The sequence below is a fragment of the Macrococcus armenti genome (genome assembly GCF_020097135.1).
Classification (GTDB): Bacteria; Bacillota; Bacilli; order Staphylococcales; family Staphylococcaceae; genus Macrococcoides; species Macrococcoides armenti.
Genome location: NZ_CP083608.1, coordinates 1807195 through 1823984, shown reverse-complemented (window position 1 = coordinate 1823984; position 16790 = coordinate 1807195). Strand labels below are relative to the sequence as shown.

17 protein-coding genes are annotated in these 16790 nt (G+C 37.2%); 7 read left to right on the top strand and 10 right to left on the bottom strand.

The features are described 5' to 3' along the window. Position 1: 1 nt before the first annotated feature. Both speD and LAU42_RS09775 read right to left on the bottom strand, forming a co-directional pair. Positions 2-427, bottom strand: a complete 426-nt coding sequence (speD, locus tag LAU42_RS09780) for an adenosylmethionine decarboxylase (RefSeq protein ID WP_224183388.1) — start codon at positions 425-427, stop codon at positions 2-4. A 2-nt stretch (positions 428-429) separates the two neighbouring features. Beyond that, a complete protein-coding gene (locus tag LAU42_RS09775; protein WP_224183387.1) occupies positions 430-1938 on the bottom strand; it encodes an aminotransferase class I/II-fold pyridoxal phosphate-dependent enzyme in 1509 nt (502 codons plus the stop codon). A 210-nt stretch (positions 1939-2148) separates the two neighbouring features. Here LAU42_RS09775 and LAU42_RS09770 point away from each other — a divergent pair, with 210 nt between their 5' ends. Next, on the top strand, positions 2149-3171 hold the full coding sequence (locus LAU42_RS09770; RefSeq protein WP_224183386.1) for a lactonase family protein: 1023 nt from the start codon (positions 2149-2151) through the stop codon (positions 3169-3171). 308 nt (positions 3172-3479) lie between these two features. Here LAU42_RS09770 and LAU42_RS09765 read toward each other — a convergent pair whose 3' ends face one another. Together LAU42_RS09765 and LAU42_RS09760 are read right to left on the bottom strand one after the other, a co-directional pair. Next, positions 3480-4379 (bottom strand): nuclease-related domain-containing protein, encoded by a 900-nt coding sequence (locus LAU42_RS09765; protein ID WP_224183385.1) that lies wholly within the window; start codon positions 4377-4379, stop codon positions 3480-3482. Between the two features lie 193 nt (positions 4380-4572). After that, on the bottom strand, positions 4573-5943 hold the full coding sequence (locus LAU42_RS09760; protein ID WP_224183384.1) for an aldehyde dehydrogenase: 1371 nt from the start codon (positions 5941-5943) through the stop codon (positions 4573-4575). Positions 5944-6009: 66 nt separating this feature from the next. Here LAU42_RS09760 and LAU42_RS09755 point away from each other — a divergent pair, with 66 nt between their 5' ends. Then, on the top strand, positions 6010-6966 hold the full coding sequence (locus LAU42_RS09755; protein WP_224183383.1) for a Gfo/Idh/MocA family protein: 957 nt from the start codon (positions 6010-6012) through the stop codon (positions 6964-6966). A gap of 117 nt (positions 6967-7083) precedes the next feature. On the opposite strand, the gene LAU42_RS09750 is transcribed toward LAU42_RS09755, so the two are convergent. Genes LAU42_RS09750 through LAU42_RS09740 form a run of 3 tightly spaced genes read right to left on the bottom strand, consistent with a single transcriptional unit; the run spans position 7084 to position 8883 of the window. Further along, a complete protein-coding gene (locus tag LAU42_RS09750) occupies positions 7084-7350 on the bottom strand; it encodes a GNAT family N-acetyltransferase (RefSeq protein ID WP_224183382.1) in 267 nt (88 codons plus the stop codon). Positions 7351-7362: 12 nt separating this feature from the next. Beyond that, positions 7363-8283, bottom strand: coding sequence for a manganese-dependent inorganic pyrophosphatase (locus LAU42_RS09745; RefSeq protein ID WP_224183381.1), 921 nt, complete (start codon positions 8281-8283; stop codon positions 7363-7365). 42 nt (positions 8284-8325) lie between these two features. Further along, the gene (locus tag LAU42_RS09740; RefSeq protein ID WP_224183380.1) at positions 8326-8883 is read right to left on the bottom strand and encodes a cysteine hydrolase family protein; all 558 of its coding nucleotides are present in this window, start codon (positions 8881-8883) and stop codon (positions 8326-8328) included. A gap of 70 nt (positions 8884-8953) precedes the next feature. On the opposite strand from LAU42_RS09740, the gene LAU42_RS09735 reads away from it, so the two are divergent. After that, positions 8954-10096, top strand: a complete 1143-nt coding sequence (locus tag LAU42_RS09735) for a glycosyl hydrolase family 28-related protein (protein ID WP_224183379.1) — start codon at positions 8954-8956, stop codon at positions 10094-10096. 369 nt (positions 10097-10465) lie between these two features. Here LAU42_RS09735 and LAU42_RS09730 read toward each other — a convergent pair whose 3' ends face one another. The 3 genes from LAU42_RS09730 to LAU42_RS09720 all read right to left on the bottom strand — a co-directional run bounded on the left by LAU42_RS09730 (position 10466) and on the right by LAU42_RS09720 (position 13570). Further along, entirely contained in the window at positions 10466-11005 is a 540-nt protein-coding gene (locus tag LAU42_RS09730; RefSeq protein WP_224183378.1) for a hypothetical protein, read from the bottom strand. 353 nt (positions 11006-11358) lie between these two features. Then, positions 11359-12402 (bottom strand): nitric oxide synthase oxygenase, encoded by a 1044-nt coding sequence (locus LAU42_RS09725; protein ID WP_224183377.1) that lies wholly within the window; start codon positions 12400-12402, stop codon positions 11359-11361. Between the two features lies 1 nt (position 12403). Beyond that, complete coding sequence (locus LAU42_RS09720) at positions 12404-13570, bottom strand: MFS transporter (RefSeq protein WP_224183376.1); 1167 nt, start codon at positions 13568-13570, stop codon at positions 12404-12406. Between the two features lie 106 nt (positions 13571-13676). Between LAU42_RS09720 and LAU42_RS09715 the strand changes: the two genes are divergently transcribed. The 4 genes from LAU42_RS09715 to LAU42_RS09700 all read left to right on the top strand — a co-directional run bounded on the left by LAU42_RS09715 (position 13677) and on the right by LAU42_RS09700 (position 16752). Continuing rightward, entirely contained in the window at positions 13677-15134 is a 1458-nt protein-coding gene (locus tag LAU42_RS09715; RefSeq protein WP_224183375.1) for a nicotinate phosphoribosyltransferase, read from the top strand. A 1-nt stretch (position 15135) separates the two neighbouring features. After that, positions 15136-15954 carry an NAD(+) synthase gene (gene nadE, locus LAU42_RS09710; protein ID WP_224183374.1) on the top strand — a complete coding sequence of 273 codons (819 nt, stop codon included), beginning with the start codon at positions 15136-15138 and terminating at the stop codon, positions 15952-15954. Between the two features lie 65 nt (positions 15955-16019). Then, positions 16020-16586, top strand: a complete 567-nt coding sequence (locus tag LAU42_RS09705) for a DUF2179 domain-containing protein (protein WP_224183373.1) — start codon at positions 16020-16022, stop codon at positions 16584-16586. After that, a complete protein-coding gene (locus LAU42_RS09700) occupies positions 16576-16752 on the top strand; it encodes an NETI motif-containing protein (protein ID WP_224183372.1) in 177 nt (58 codons plus the stop codon). The genes LAU42_RS09705 and LAU42_RS09700 overlap by 11 nt, the downstream gene beginning before the upstream one ends. Positions 16753-16790 lie beyond the last annotated feature (38 nt).

Below are 16790 nucleotides of genomic sequence, written 5' to 3'. Positions count from 1 at the left end.
CTTATTTAACTTCTACTTCAACAGGTTTGAATGATTCTACTACGATTTCACCTTTAGAATATTTGTGGATTTTATCTGCCATACCGCGACCGATTTCATATGAATCTGATAACTCAGCTTTTAAAGCTTTTTGTAAGAAATCTTCAGCACGCCAAGGATCAACTGTATCTCCACATGTGAATACATCAACTGATGCATAACCATATTCAGGCCATGTGTGGATTGTTAAATGTGATTCAGAAATGATAACTGCACCACTTACACCGTATGGGTTGAATGTGTGGAAACAGCTTTCAACGATTGTAGCGCCACTTACACGTGCAGCTTCGTTCATGATTACTTCTACTTTATCATGGTCTTTTAAGATTTCTTTGTCGCAGTTATAATATTCGATTAAAACGTGTCTTCCAAGTGTTGTTAATTTCATTGTTAATTATCTCCCTTTTTATCAATAATAAATACTTCATTATTATTTTCAGCGCCAATTTTAATGATGGGCTGGTCGTTTATAAATTTCCAGTAGTCGATGACTTCCTGAGTAATCATTTCACCGGCCATCAGTATCGGAATACCTGGCGGATAAATCATTAAACTTTCAGCACATACTTCGTTTAAAGCATCTTCAATCTGCACAACTTTCGTTTCAGAGTAGAATACATCACGTAATCCCATCTTCTGCATCGGAATCGACATTTGCTTTAAAATCGGCGGTACGAAAGGTTTATCTGGTTTAAAGTGATGATGACTAATATTAGTCAGTGCATCGTATAATTTGTTGAGTTCATGTTCATTATCCATAAATGAAACGATACCCATGACGATATTCGGTTCCGCGAGTTCCATCTGAATATCATAGTCGCTACGCAGAAGGTGATAAACTTCAAAGCCTGATAAATCTAGGCGATGATCGATATATATCGTCAGTTTCGTTTCGTCCAGCTGCTGTTTATATTTCGTGTGAAACTTTTCCTGCTCTAACATATAGAAGCCTGGAATTTTATTAATCTTCTGTTTAAATGACTGTACGAGTGCAAGCACGTTGTTAATTTTCTCTTCACCGTACAGCGCTAGATGTTGACGAGCGATGTCGAGTGAAGACATTAATAAAAATGATGCTGATGTTGATGTCAGCATATTGATGATGCTTTTTACTTTATGCTTGTTGATCAGTTTACTGTTAAACAATAGAACACTCGTCTGTGTGAATGACCCGCCCGTTTTGTGTAAACTTGTCGCTGCCATATCAGCACCAGCTTCCATACTTGAAAGTGGCAAGTGTTCTGAGAAGCGGTAATGTGCACCGTGTGCTTCATCGACGAGTACGGGTATGCCGGCATTATGTGCAATGTCCACAATTTCCTTTAAATCACTTACAGCACCGAAATAAGTTGGATTCATAATGAATAGTGCTTTCGCGTCAGGGTGCTCAGTAATAGTTTTACGAACAGTTTCAACGCTTATATTATGTGCGATACCGTATTCAGTATCGAATTCAGGTACCATGTATACTGGCGTTACATCAGCAAGTGCCATCGCGTTAAGTACGGATTTATGCACGTTTCTCGGGAGCAGTAATTTATCTTTCGGTTTAAGCGTAGAAAGAATCATCGCCTGAATACCAGACGTTGTCCCGTTTAAGAGAAAGTGCGCTTCCTCAGCTAAAAATAAGTCCGCCATTAATGCTTGTGCATCATGTATAACACTTGTCGGATGATCAAAGTTATCCAGTGTCGGCATTGAATTCACATCGTGTCGTAACGTGCGCAAACCGTAATAATTCAGTGCATAATCGGGGTCAAGCCCGCGTTTATGACCAGGAACGTCAAAGCTCGTTACTTGTTCATTTTCGTATTTTTTTAAGGCAGTAAACAAAGGCGTAGTATGATGTTTAACTTTATCAATACTATGAACAGCCTTGTTGTAATGTGTATGAATCATTGGCCAACTCCTTAAAAATGGTAAAGATTTAAATATAGTTTTACTTAACAAATAGTTATGTAAAACTGTCATTTATTAATACCAAACAAATTGTAATGTATTACTAAACTTTGCGCAACAAAAATTTTTATATTTTTAAAAGTTTTTTTGTGCGTTAAAGTGAGCAATGAATTATTGGATTTGTTAATATAAGAATGAGGAGGCGTAAACATGACTAAAATTAAAGGTTTGTTAGGATCTTACACGAAAAATGACGGTAAAGGCATATACACATTTGAAATCGATACCGACTTAAATAAGATTACGTCTGTAGAGACAGGATACGAAGTAAGTGCTTCAACTTACATTCAGCAATCAGGAGATAAGTTATATGGTATTAAAAAGTCTGAGCACGGTGCGGGAATTCAAAGTTACCAGATGGGTACACAGCTAACGGTCATCAATGACTTGCTGGAATCGACAGATAGTGGCTGTCATCTATGGGTAAGTCACGATGGTAAATATTTGTTAGAAGCGGTGTATGGACCGGGCTTAGTAAGATTATATGCACTGGATGAAAAAGGTGCTGTAGAGAGATTAATAGATACACATCAACAGCAAGGCAGTGGGCTGAACAAAGAGCGTCAGGATAATGCACATACGCATTACATTCAGGAAACGCATGATGGATATGCAGTTGCAGTAGATCTGGGAACAGATGAAGTGATTACATTCATGTTTGGAGAAGACGGGTTTAAGCAAGTCAGTGTATTAAACGTAGAACCAGGTATGGGACCGAGACACCTTGTGTTTCATGAAAACGGGAAATACGCATACTTGTTCACCGAGTTGAGCAATGAAGTCGTTGTGTTATCTTACAGCGATGGTAAGTTTGACATGCTGGAGAAATATTCGGCACTACCTGAAGACTTTACAGGTCATTCACAAGGTGCAGCGGTGCGAATGAGCCATGACCAGCAGTTTGTTTATGTATCAAATCGTGGACACCAGTCTATTGCGGTGTTCAAAGTGCTGGGTGAAGGTTCGGCACTTGAGTATGTTGAAATTGTTGCAACACAAGGTGACTGGCCACGTGATTTTAATATTGATGCAAGCGACACATATTTAGTATGTGCGCATGAACGTGATGGTGTGTTAAGTTTGTTCGAGCGTAATAAACAGACAGGTCGATTAACATTGTTAGATGATCAAGCACGCGCACCTGAAGCAGTATGTGTACAGTTTGTTAAATAATTGAATTGAATGCCGGACATGTGTGTCCGGTGTTTTTTGTGGATTGGGATGAGAGATTTGGGGCTGCGATTGACTCTTGCGAAATTGGCGCGGTGCCAAAATTGAGGTGGAATGTGTGTGCAAAATTGGCGCGGTGCCAAAATCGAGGTGGAATGTGAGTGCGAAATAGGCGCGGTGCCAAAATCGAGGTTGTGATGTGAGTGCGAAATTGGCGCGGTGCCAAAATCGAGGTTGTGATGTGTGTGCGAAATTGGTGCGGTGCCAAAATCGAGGGAAAAAATATGAGTGAAATTGGCACAACACCAACTTCACTCATAATAAATAATACTACCCATACGATGTCGCATATAGTATTTGTTTAAAAACAATCGGATTTTTTCTCTACTCATTACATTCCCGGTCCAGATATTTAAAATATGCATCGTAATACGTTCTCCAGGGAAAATTATTTTTATTTCCTCGATAGCCTTTATTAGAAGCTCGTCACAATTAATCGTATGATTACATGAAAGACATGTATATCGCCTATTGGAACTTTTTTCGTAAAAAGACTTCATGCATTTACATAAAACACCTTTTTTTAAATGTGAGAAAACTTGAGGAGATCTGTAATTAAAAGGGTCAGAGTTATCTTGAACACGTAATAAGTACTCACAACATTCTAAATCATATGTACTTATAGGAAGTCGACTATTCTCATTGATAAATTTACTGATTCTGGAATGTTCCAGAATTTTATCGGTCGGCTTGTAGCCGTATATTTTGTGAGTGGGATTAATAAATACATTGTAGTAGTGAAAACTGTGGTTTATTTGATGATTATTTAATAAAGTTGTGAATAAATTAGGCGTACGTATTTTCTGTTCATTTATTCTGGTGCTTGGTTTTCCATCTTCATAAAAATATTTTCCATCTGTATAGTGTAAATCAGCTGAAAAATCTTTTACTTCGAATAAGTATAATGTGCCATTCATGAAAATCAAACTATCAATCTGAAATATAGGACCATTAACCTTATATTTTAAATTTCTCAGCATAATACCTTCGACCAGTGCATTATCCGATAATTTATCGAAAGCCACTTCACCGAAATATCCTCTCAACTTATATTCAAGTTCTTTAAGCTCATTGGAATTTACTTTTTTTCTTCTGGCGATTTGTAATTTATAAACAAGTTCATCATCCATTTTTCGATGTTGTAATATCATTTTCTGCTCCTTATATATGATGATTTAATTATAGGAGATATATGATAATTTTATGTAAAAAGTATTTATAGATTCGTAAATATTAGTGTTATATAATTTTATTTAAAAATTAATATACAGAAATTGGCGCGGTGCCAAAATCGGGGCAAAAAACAAAAGCAAAATTGGCAACACGCCAATTTCGCTCTCAAATTTATTTAAACAGTTGTTTCACATATTTGAATTTGCCTTTGTATGGTGGGAATAAAAGTCCTGATTCTAGTTTAGTGCTTTTTGTAATATAGCTTTTCGTATGGCTGAAACATTCGAATGAGTACTTGCCGTGATAATGTCCGATGCCTGAGTGTCCTACGCCGCCGAACGGTAAATTCGGGTTAGCTAAATGCAGAATTGTGTCATTCACGCATCCTCCACCGAATGAAAGTTTGCTGAATACTGTTTCAACCTGGTCATCATCTTCTGAAAATAAATACAGTGCGAGCGGTTTTTCGAATTGTTTAATTGTGCGATATACTTCGTCCATATCATCGTAGCCGATAACCGGCAATACTGGACCGAATATTTCATCCTGCATCGCTGCTGATTCCATTGAAGGATCAAGCATTACAGTCGGTTCAATAAAACGTTCTGCTCGATTATTATTACCACCATAAATAATGAAGCGGTGATCGTTATCGATTATTTCTTTTAATCTATTGAAATGGTGCTCGTTTACGATACGGCCGAAATCCTCGCTCTGCTCAATATTACTACCATAAAATTCATGAATGGTTGTCTGTAAAGCTTTTACGAACTTCATCTTTACTTTATTATGTACAAGCACGTAGTCTGGTGCGACACAAGTTTGTCCGGCATTCATAAACTTACCGAAAGCGACGCGTTCTGCAGCGACTTTAAGATTAGCTGTCTCATCAATGATGACAGGGCTCTTTCCGCCAAGTTCAAGTGTTACTGGAGTTAAGTGCTTGCTCGCTTTCTCGTATACAATTTGTCCGACGCGTGTACTACCCGTAAAGAAAATATAATCAAAACGTTCATCAAGCAGTGCAGATGTAACTTCTTTTTCTCCTTGAATAACAGTGACGTAATTTTCCGGAAATACTTCTTCGATAATACGCTGAATCACTTCACTTGTAGCGGGTGTCATCTCAGAAGGTTTAACAACAGCGCAGTTACCTGCAGCGAGTGCACCGATAAGAGGGGACATAACAAGCTGGAACGGATAATTAAATGGACCGATCACAAGCACAGTGCCATAAGGTTCATATTGAATGAAACTTTTTGCAGGAAACTGCATCATCGGTGTTGTCACTGACTTTGTTTTCGTCCAGCCTTTTAATTCCTTTAACACAAATGAAAGTTCTTTGCGTACGAAACCTACTTCTGTCGCATAAGCTTCAACTTTATTCTTCCCGAGATCGCTTGCCAGTGCTTCAAGAACTTCGCTTTCATATTTCTTAATCGCTTTCTTTAATGCTTTCAAATATTTCTTTCTGAATTTTACATCTTTCGTCGCATCTGTGTCAAAGAAATCACGTATATGCGAAAGTTTGGAATTTATCATAAATTTGGCCTCCATCTATTTATAAATAGGGTATACTATAAAAAAACTTGATTACGAGGTGTTACTATGAAATTTGGAATTATCGGAACGAACTGGATTACAGATCGTTTTATTGAAGCGGGTAAAGTTACGGAAGGTTTCGAACTTCACAGCGTGTACTCAAGAACAATGGATAGGGCGAAGGCATTTAGCGAACGCCATAACTTTCCGAATTATACCGATAACTTTGATACGTTTTTAGCAGATGACGCATTAGAGGCAATCTATATTGCTACACCAAATATATATCATCATCAGCAGGCGATTCAAGCAATGAATCATAAGAAACACGTGCTTTCTGAAAAGCCGATTACGACTTCTTTAAAGAACTTTAATTTAATGGTCCAGGCACAGGAAAATAATGGCGTGCATTTTATGGAAGCGATGAAAAGTATATATTCACCAGCATATTTAAAGCTAAAAACATGGATTGATGAAATCGGTACAGTAAGACGTGTTAATTTTCATTATAACCAATATTCTTCAAGATTTGATAAATATAAATCGGGCATTATCGAAAATGCATTCAAACCGGAGTTAGGGAATGGTGCTTTAATGGATTTAGGGGTGTATACGATTAGCCCACTCGTTGATTTATTTGGATATCCTAAAACCGTTCAGGCAACTGGAAAGATATTATCGACAGGTGCGGATTGCCAAGGTACAGTAATTTGTAACTATCATAATATGACGGCGCTTTTATCATTTTCGAAAATTATTGATAGTCATTTACCATCAGAAATTATCGGTGAAGAAGGAATCATTACAATCGATAAAATTTCGGCGCCATCTCACATCGTAAAGATGAATCGCGCAGGGGAAGTAATCGATACATTCAGCTGTGACGGACTACCGATGCAATATGAGATTGCGCATTTTATTAAAGCGATCAATGAAGGCAGTAATGACTTTAATATTGAGACTTCGAGCAAAACGATGCAGCTTATTGACGAAATAAAAGTTCAGATGGATTTATTGTTTTAATAAAAATGTAAATTAATTATTGATTATTCAGATAATTCGGTATATAATAACACCATACCATTTTTTCATTCTTTCAAATCAAAGGCGCGATTCGTATTTACGAATCGCGCCTTTGATTTATTTAATTAATGATTGCATTGCAGGATCTCTTTCCATTACGACACGCGCATAAGAACAAAGCGGTGTAACTTTTAAGTTGTTGTCGCGCGCATATTGAACAGCACGTTCAACAAGTGCTTTCGCAACGCCCTGACCACGTAATTTAGGATCTGTAAATGTATGGTCGATTACGATGGCATCACCAGAACGTTGAAACGTAATTTCAGCATCAGGTGATGCAGCATTTCCAACATAAAATTTATTTTCTCCTTGCAATATTTCCATTTAACTCACTCCTTATTCAGTAAGTGCAGCTGTTAATTGTGGAACAACTTGCTTCTTACGAGACACAACGCCTTCTAATAATGCTGTGTTTTGATCAAGTGCTACATTGAATGCTTTTTCCACTGCAGGTTGTTGTTGGCCTAGTGCTAAAACTTTAGAGTTAGAATTTAAGATATCCGTCACAACAAGTACGAATAATGCATAACCTTCTTGAGCAGTTTCAGCGTTAATTGCTTGTTCAAGTTCATCCTGACGTGCAAGCACTTCGTCGATATCTACAGTGTTTACTTGTGCAACACGTACTTCGTGATCACCCATAGCGAAAGACTTGGCATCGATATTTAATAGTTCTTCAGCAGTTTTATCTTTCGTTGATGCACCTGCTTTTAACATTTCAAGACCGTATGACTGAAGGTCGATGTTTGCAATTTCAGCTAAAGCTTCAGCAGCTTTTATATCTTCATCTGTACAAGTTGGTGACTTGAATAATAAAGTATCTGAAATGATTGCAGATAACATTAAACCAGCAATCTCAGGTTTGATTTCTACATCGTTTTCTTTGTACATCTTACGTAAAATCGTTGCCGTACATCCTACAGGCTCAGCACGGTAGTAAAGTGGACCAGCAGTTTCGAAGTTTGCGATACGGTGGTGGTCTACTACCATTAAGATTGTTGCCTCTTCAATACCAGAAGCTGATTGCTGGAATTCGTTATGGTCAACTAAAATAACTTCTTCCTTATTCAGCTTTTCGATTAAGCGTGGTGCTGCTACGCCGAAGTTATTTAATGCATATTCAGTTTCGCCGTTAATATCGCCTAAACGTACAGCTTCAATATCTTTTCCTAAAGCTTTTTGTAAGTCAGCCATTACTAAAGCTGAAGTGATTGTGTCTGTATCTGGATTTTGATGTCCAAAAGTTAAAATTGTCATAGTTCTTCTCCTTTAAACATGTTTGTTATTAGTTTATCACGATTATTCGGCGCTATCTACAGTCATGCCTAATACATTTTTGAAGTGTTCCAGTGCATATGCGTGACCTGTCGCATTGAACGACGTGACTGCACGTTCGTCAACGTACATCTCATAGCCTAAATTATAACCATCCATTGCAGTATGTAATACGCAAATATCCGTACATACACCTGTAAGTTCGATATTGTGAATACCACGTTCAGTCAGTAACTGATGCAGTGGTGTACCACTGAATGCGCTATAGCGACGTTTATCTAACCAGTAGACATTGTCGTTCTCTTTATCTCTTTGATATAACGCATCAAGCTTTCCGTATAACTTTCTACCATCTGTGCCCTCAATATTATGAGGAGGGAAAAGCTTCGATTCAGGGTGATGCGTATCATTTTCAAAATGTAAATCCATCAGTACATATACCGGTTTATCGGCATTCACATATTGCTCCCACTTAGCAGCAAGTGCTGATTCTAAAGCAATTGCCGGTTCACCACAAGTCAATTTACCATCAAGCGCAACGAAGTCATACGAATAATCTACAATAATTAAAGCATCCTTCAAAACAATCACTCCTTAACATAATTTACGTAAAAATGGGTATACTCAACATTATAGTATAAAAGAGATGTAGGTGGAATTATTGAAAAAAGTAAACGTATTAAATTGTGGCGTAAAAGGGAAAAATATCATCTTTGATACGATAGGGTTTCAGCGAGCACTAAATATTGCGAAGCAACACCCCGTAAAAATATATGTTCCAAAAGGTAAGTATTATATATCTAAAGAGCTTGTCATTTATAATCATACGTACTTACAACTGCATAAAGATGCAGAAATTATTAGAATGAGCCCATTTGCACTTCTTAAAAATGGCAATAAAGGTGATCAGTATAAAGGATACGAAGGCAATGGATTTATTACGATAGAAGGTGGGACGTTTAATCAGAACGGACACTTACTGAACTATAACAACACAATAATGTCGCTTGGACATGCACGTGAAATTACGATAAAAGATGTGACATTTAAAAACGTCGTACAAGGACATGCAATAGATGCATGTGGACTAGATGGATTTAAAGTATCAGGATGTAAGTTTCTTGGATTTCGAGATGATAGTGGGGAACGTGCATTCAGTGAAGCGATACAAATTGATTTGCAGCTGAAAGACTCATTTCCGAAGTTTGGAGCATATGATGCAACACCGACGAAAAATGTTATTATCGAAAACTGCTATTTCGGAAACTCAGGAGATCCGTCAATGAAACCGTGGAACCGTGCGATTGGCTCACATGCGAGTCACCATGAAGTTTACTATGAGAATATAACAGTGCGAAACAATACATTCGAAGGAATGGGCGATTATGCACTGACATTCCTGAAATCAAAAGTACTGCATATTCACGATAATGAATTTATCGACTGTGCAGGTGGTATTCGATACCGTTCAACAAAAAGTGGTAAGTATACGACAGACTTATCCGGCCATGTGCATAAAGGAGAAGCGGGAGAGCTTACAGTTATTAGGTGCAACACATTCAAAGGTATTAAAGATAAACACGCGATACTATTCCAGAGCTATGAAGGCGCAAAAAATAAAGATATATATATCGTTGATAACGACTTTGAAGGTGATTCATGTTCCGTTAAGATAGGACAGGCATCGCATGTCGTATGCGCACAAAATAAAAACTTGAAAAATATAAAAAAAGAAGAAGTAGATGACTTCTTTGATGTGATTGAAGTAGCATCAGAGAATGTAGGGGAGAAGTGATGAATGAGATCGATTTAGAGTATCGGTTTACAAGTGTGATATATAATTAAATGTTATAAAGGGAAAAGAGACTAGTGAACTGCACCCCAATAGTTAAATCTAAAACTTAACTATTGGGGTGCAGTTCATGTTTAAGAAAATTAGAGACTTTTAGAGTTGGATAAGGCTGAATTATTAATTCAACCTTTGTTAACTATTCTTTAAAATAATTAAAAGCTTCTTCATAACTTAATTCGTTTTTATCTATCTCTAATATCTTATAGTGGATATAATTAACATACTCGTATTCTTTTAATATGTTAACAATTTCATAGCTGTTATCATATTATCCAACATGCAGATGATCAAAAGTATTAGATGACATACAAGTTAACTCCCAATGTAATTAATACTCGTATAAATTTTTTCAAGCATAAAGTAATAAGGACTATCGAAATTATTTCGGACATAATCATGATTTAAGTGATTATAAAATTCAAGTAAACCTACTTTAATAGCCTGCGTATATTCATCTAAAGGTAGTGTATAAGTAACTTGATTTTCCTTTGTTTCATACATAGTAAGAACAATACTTTTTTCTTTTTTAATTGTATGAATTTCAAAATCAATATCTAAGTAGGAGAATTCATATTCATTTGAAATAGTTGTTTGATATAAGTCAAACCAAAGCATGTATAAATCACAAGTTTGTATATGCTTTTTTACTATTTCTTGTCCGTTGTAATCGATGGTGATACTTCCTTCAAAATATCCTTCATTGTCTTCGATACTAAATAGTTCTATCTTTTTGAAATCTTCTCCAATAGGAATGAGAGTTTGATGCTGGTTGGCAGGCGATAATGTCTTGTTTTTATGTTCGTATTCGAGGTCATGTAAATGTATGTTAAATGCGTATGTAGTAATCTTCACATTCCGTTCCTCCAATAAAATTTATACGAAAGATATATAGAAATTGTCACAACTTAACACCGAGTCGTGACAAAACCCTTGAAATTGTCATAACTTAACACCGAGTCGTGACAAAACCCTTGAAATTGTCACAACCTAACACCGAGTCGTGACAAAACCCTTGAAATTGTCACAACCTAACACCGAGTCGTGACAAAACCCTTGAAATTGTCACAACTTAACACCGAGTCGTGACAAAACCCTTGAAATTGTCACAACTTAACACCGAGTCGTGACAAAACCCTTGAAATTGTCACAACTTAACACCGAGTCGTGACAGCCCCCTGAAATTGTCCAATTGTCTCATTCAAACATCACATAAACGGGCATTTGCCAATCTTTTTCTTGTAATAGAAATTTGGATTGTTGTATATATTCTTATACCCTTTATGGAAGTTATGCACGATTGATGGTGAGATAGGAGGTATTAGCCATGTCCAGTCTCCGGTTACTTTTCTTCCTTCATCTGCTTCGTTTTGTTCGAAGCGTGCGAATTGTCTGCTCGCTGTATAGTGATCCACGATTGAGACGCCGTGCGCTTTGAATGAGTGATATACTGCATAATTCATCTCAACAACGGTTCTGTCTCTCCAGTAACTTGCTGTTGTCGTCGTATCGAAACCGAGCGCTTCTGCGATATCTTTCATCTTGTCATAACGGTAGTCGTCGAGGAAGTTTCTGCTTGCGATTTCACTTTCCATATACCAGCCGTTAAATGGCACTAACGGATATGTGAGTCCGCCGATTTTTAAGTCCATGCTTGAAATAATCGGCACTGCATACCATGCGAGTTTTAATTGATTGAATGCTTCATGTTCTGGATGTGTAATCGGTACTTCTTTTATAATGTCGTTGTTAATGTCATGCGTTTTAAATGTACCATCAACCGAATAAAGGAGTGGCAGGAACTTACCGAAATTTGTATACCCTGTATGTTCAATAAGCGCTTTCGTTTCACGCACTATCGGGTCATCACTGTAGCGAATAAGCTGGTCGTTATATAGTTTTATGCGCTGTTTATTTGCATCAGCAAATATTGTAATTGTCGGTATGATCATGCCGTCGTTCGTTGCGCTTTCTATATGGTGTTCAATTGCTTCGATAAATCCCGCTTCACTATCGATATGTCTGTTATCTATTACTTTCAACTTATCCCAGAATAGTCTGCCGATACAACGATTACTGTTACGCCATGCAACACGTGCGCCGTATTCGAGTTCTTCAAATGTATGTGTATATGTGTCAGTTTCTTTTATTTCTTTTTCTACTTCTTTAATACGTGCTTTCATTAATTGTTCACTTAAACATTGTTCTTTATAGAATTGTGTTATGAAAGCTTTTGCTTCATTGATGACCATGTCATCCCTCATTTCTAATTGTCAGTCGCTTTCTGTAGTCGTATATTGTAGCAATACTGATAAACAGGAGTATAGCGGCAATAAAGCTAAAAAATTGTGTGTTGTGTGAGAACTGTATCGTCATCCCACCGATAATCGGTCCAGTTATACTACCGATACTGAATATCAGTCCGCACATTAAGTTTCCTGCTGGCAAGAGTACTTTCGGTGTGATTTCTGTCATTAATGTAACACCTAGTGAATAAAGCGATCCGATAAAGATGCCTGCGATAAAAAATAGGACAAGTAATACATAACCATTACTAATAAAGAATTGACATAATATAAAGATACATGCCCCGATAAATGTCACGGTTGATAGCAGTACGTTACGATTGACTTTGTCTGAAATCATACCGAGTGGTACCTGGAACATAATCGCCCCTAAGCTGAACGCAGGAATAATTAAGATGATTAAATTGACATCGACGCCATTTTTCATAGCGAATACCGGGAAGTTACTGTTTAAACATGCTTCCAGCACGCCATACATCATCGGAAATAAAAATGCGACCCAGCTCGTCTTCATTACTTTACCGAAATTTGCAGTTGTGTTCTTGAGTGAAATCACAGATGTCTGTGCTTCAGGATATTGGTTTTTCAGTAACAATATTAAACTGCAGGCACAAAGCGTGAGTAAACTGCTTGTAACAAAAGGTAGTGATTCATGTATATCATATAATTTAGATAGTAACGGCCCGACCATAAAGCCTGCTGAAAAGCTTAAGCCATAGATTGAAATGATGCGACCGAGTTTATGTCTCGGTGTCGATTCTGTAAGCCATGATTGTGTTGAGAAGTGCAGCATGTTATCTCCGACGCCGACGAGCAATCGTAGTATAAACCAGAGTGTCATGTTCTCAAGTATCGGAAACAGACCGAGCGATAAGAATATGATTGCACCACCGATAATAATTAAGTTTTTATAGCCAAATTTACGGAGTAGTCCTTCTAGAAATAATGAAGCTAAAAAGACACCGATATATATAGAAGAAGCATGAAGTCCGTTAATAAATGATGAAACGTTATCATGTTCGAATATGATTGCGATAAGTGGTAATAACATTCCTTGTGTCATACCTGATATTGATACGATGATAGATAAAATGATGAAATTTTTCTTGAACATAACAGGCCTCCTTACATTAATTGTAACAGAATGTTAAAGCAATGCCTAAATGAATTCACTATGGTAATATGAAGAAGATATGAGCAAATGAATAGGGGAGAAAAGAATGTATAAATATGAAGATGATAGCTTAATGTTACACACGGATTTATATCAGATTAATATGGGAGAAACATATTGGAATGATGGTATTCATGAACAGATAGCAGTGTTTGATGTTTATTTCCGAAGCATGCCATTTGATAACGGATATGCTGTATTTGCCGGATTAGAACGCATTATTGATTATGTTAAAGGATTTAAGTTTTCTGAAACGGACATGGCCTATTTAAAGACGTTAGGGTATAAGGATGATTATTTATCTTACTTAAAGGATTTAAATTTTACTGGTAATATTCGTGCGATGCAGGAAGGGGAAGTGTGTTTTAATAACGAACCGTTACTTCGTGTTGAAGCACCATTAATTCAGGCACAGTTACTAGAAACAGCGATATTAAATATCGTTAACTTCCAAGTATTAATCGCAACGAAAGCAAGTCGTATTAAACAAGTCGTCGGCGATGAAATCGTAATGGAATTCGGTACGCGTCGTGCTCAGGAATTAGATGCAGCAATTTGGGGGACACGTGCTGCTTATATTGCCGGCTTTGATTCAACAAGTAATGTGCGCGCAGGGAAATTATTCGGTATACCGGTTTCTGGAACGCATGCGCATGCGATGGTTCAGGCATATGATGATGAGTATGTCGCATTTAAAAAATATGCAGAACGTCATAAAAACTGTGTGTTCTTAGTAGATACATTCCATACATTAAAGTCTGGTGTGCCGAATGCAATTCGTGTTGCAAAAGAATTAGGGGATAAGATTAACTTTGTTGGTATTCGTCTAGATTCAGGTGACTTAGCCTACTTGTCAAAAGAAGCGCGTCGCATGCTTGATGAAGCGGGATTCCCGGATGCAAAAATTTTCGCATCAAATGATCTTGATGAAAAAACGATTATCGCACTTAAACAGCAAGGTGCAAAAATTGCAGCTTGGGGTATCGGTACGAAACTAATTACAGCATTCGATCAACCAGCACTTGGTGCAGTGTATAAGCTCGTTGCAATTGAGAATAAAGTAGGACAGTTAGAAGATCGCATCAAAATTTCAAACAACGCTGAAAAAGTGACGACGCCAGGAAAGAAAAATGTATACCGCATTATTAACAATCAGACGAATAAGTCTGAAGGAGATTATATTACGCTCGACTTTGAAGATCCGATGAAAGAACGTCCGCTGAAGATGTTCCATCCAATTCATACGTATAAACAGAAGTGGATTAACGACTTCACGGCAAGAGACTTGCATAAAGATATCTTTGTAAATGGTGAACTTGTATATGAAGTGCCTTCACTTGAAGTGTCACGCAAGTACTTACAGGATAACTTAAACTTATTATGGGAAGAGACGATTCGTTATTTAAATCCGGAAGAATATCCGGTTGATTTAAGCTTATTATGCTGGGAAAACAAAAATCAGGAAATTTATGAAGTTTCTAATAAAGTGAAAGAAGTGAAGTAGCGTGTTACAACGAGATATTATTAAAGCGTTATATAGCAAACCATCAATTGATCCAAAAGTTGAGATGCGCGCGATAATAGATTTTATTAAAGAATATGTGCGTACGTATCCATTTATTAAATCGCTTGTCCTCGGTATATCTGGTGGACAGGATTCGACACTGACAGGTAAGTTATGTCAGCTTGCAGTTGATGAACTAAAGTCAGAGCGTGAAATCGAATTTATCGCAGTACGATTACCATACGGCGTTCAGAAGGACGAGCAGGATTGTGAGGACGCGCTGACGTTTATTCAACCGGACAAACTGTTTACGATTAATATTAAACAAGCAGTAGATGCAAGTATTAATACGTTGCTACAAGCAGGTGTAACGCTTACGGACTTCCAAAAAGGGAATGAAAAGGCACGTGAACGTATGAAGGCGCAGTATTCAATAGCGGCAGCACATAGCGGTATCGTTGTCGGCACAGACCATGCAGCAGAAAGCATTACAGGGTTTTATACGAAGTTTGGTGATGGCGGTGCGGATATATTCCCGTTAGCAGGTTTAAACAAGCGCCAAGGTAAAGCGATATTAAAGGAACTGAATTGTCCGGAACATTTATACAACAAAGTGCCGACAGCAGACTTAGAAGAAGATAAGCCACAACTTCCGGATGAAACAGCACTCGGTGTTACATATGATGAAATTGATGACTATTTAGAAGGTAAAAGCGTAAGTGAAAAAGCACAGAAGGTTATTGAAGGACACTATTTGAAAACACAGCATAAACGTATGTTACCGATCACGAGATATTCATTTGATGAACTAGTGAAATAAAAAATCATTGCGTATCTTTAATTTCAGTAGTAGAATTTAATAATTAATTTTTTAGGGGGGATACAGTGCCACCAATAGATAATCCATGGATTACAGTACTGCTCATATTTGTCATTAATATTTTCTATGTATCGTTTTTAACGATGCGTATGATATTAACGCTGAAAGGATACCGTTATTTAGCAGCGTTTGTGTCAGTACTTGAAGTACTCATTTACATTGTAGGGCTTGGAATGGTTATGAATGGACTCGATAAAATTGAGAACATTATCGCATATGCACTCGGTTTCGGTGCAGGTATCATCGTCGGAATGAAGATTGAAGAAATGATCGCGCTCGGCTATATCGTCATTAACGTGACTACAGCTGAATACGATAAAGAAATTCCGAAAACTTTAAGAGACTTAGGGTATGGTGTCACGCACTATGCAGCAAATGGTCGTGATGGAGACCGACTCGTCATGCAAATATTAACACCACGCCGATTTGAACTTAAATTAATGGAAACAGTAAAACAACTCGATCCAAAAGCGTTTATTATCGCATATGAACCGAAAAATATACACGGTGGATTCTGGGTTAAAGGTGTTAGAAGTAAAAAGTTAAGGGCGTATGACACAGATGAAATTTGAAGTAAAAGATAACGAAACGATTGCACAATGTTTAGAACGTATGAAACTAGAAGGCTACATGCCGGTTAAAAGATTTCAGAAGCCGATATTTCGTGAGAACGAAAAAGGTGAAGTAGAAGTATATAAAGAACAGATTATCTTTACAGGTAAGAAAATAAATCCATAAGAGAAGTGATTGAATGAAATCACTTCTTTTTTATGTTT

Excerpts from the sequence above, each read along its gene's own strand:
- speD (WP_224183388.1), bottom strand. The coding sequence starts at position 427 with ATGAAATTAACAACACTTGGAAGACACGTTTTAATCGAATATTATAAC.
- LAU42_RS09775 (WP_224183387.1), bottom strand. The coding sequence starts at position 1,938 with ATGATTCATACACATTACAACAAGGCTGTTCATAGTATTGATAAAGTT.
- LAU42_RS09770 (WP_224183386.1), top strand. The coding sequence starts at position 2,149 with ATGACTAAAATTAAAGGTTTGTTAGGATCTTACACGAAAAATGACGGT.
- LAU42_RS09765 (WP_224183385.1), bottom strand. The coding sequence starts at position 4,379 with ATGATATTACAACATCGAAAAATGGATGATGAACTTGTTTATAAATTA.
- LAU42_RS09760 (WP_224183384.1), bottom strand. The coding sequence starts at position 5,943 with ATGATAAATTCCAAACTTTCGCATATACGTGATTTCTTTGACACAGAT.
- LAU42_RS09755 (WP_224183383.1), top strand. The coding sequence starts at position 6,010 with ATGAAATTTGGAATTATCGGAACGAACTGGATTACAGATCGTTTTATT.
- LAU42_RS09750 (WP_224183382.1), bottom strand. The coding sequence starts at position 7,350 with ATGGAAATATTGCAAGGAGAAAATAAATTTTATGTTGGAAATGCTGCA.
- LAU42_RS09745 (WP_224183381.1), bottom strand. The coding sequence starts at position 8,283 with ATGACAATTTTAACTTTTGGACATCAAAATCCAGATACAGACACAATC.
- LAU42_RS09725 (WP_224183377.1), bottom strand. The coding sequence starts at position 12,402 with ATGGTCATCAATGAAGCAAAAGCTTTCATAACACAATTCTATAAAGAA.
- LAU42_RS09720 (WP_224183376.1), bottom strand. The coding sequence starts at position 13,570 with ATGTTCAAGAAAAATTTCATCATTTTATCTATCATCGTATCAATATCA.
- LAU42_RS09715 (WP_224183375.1), top strand. The coding sequence starts at position 13,677 with ATGTATAAATATGAAGATGATAGCTTAATGTTACACACGGATTTATAT.
- LAU42_RS09700 (WP_224183372.1), top strand. The coding sequence starts at position 16,576 with ATGAAATTTGAAGTAAAAGATAACGAAACGATTGCACAATGTTTAGAA.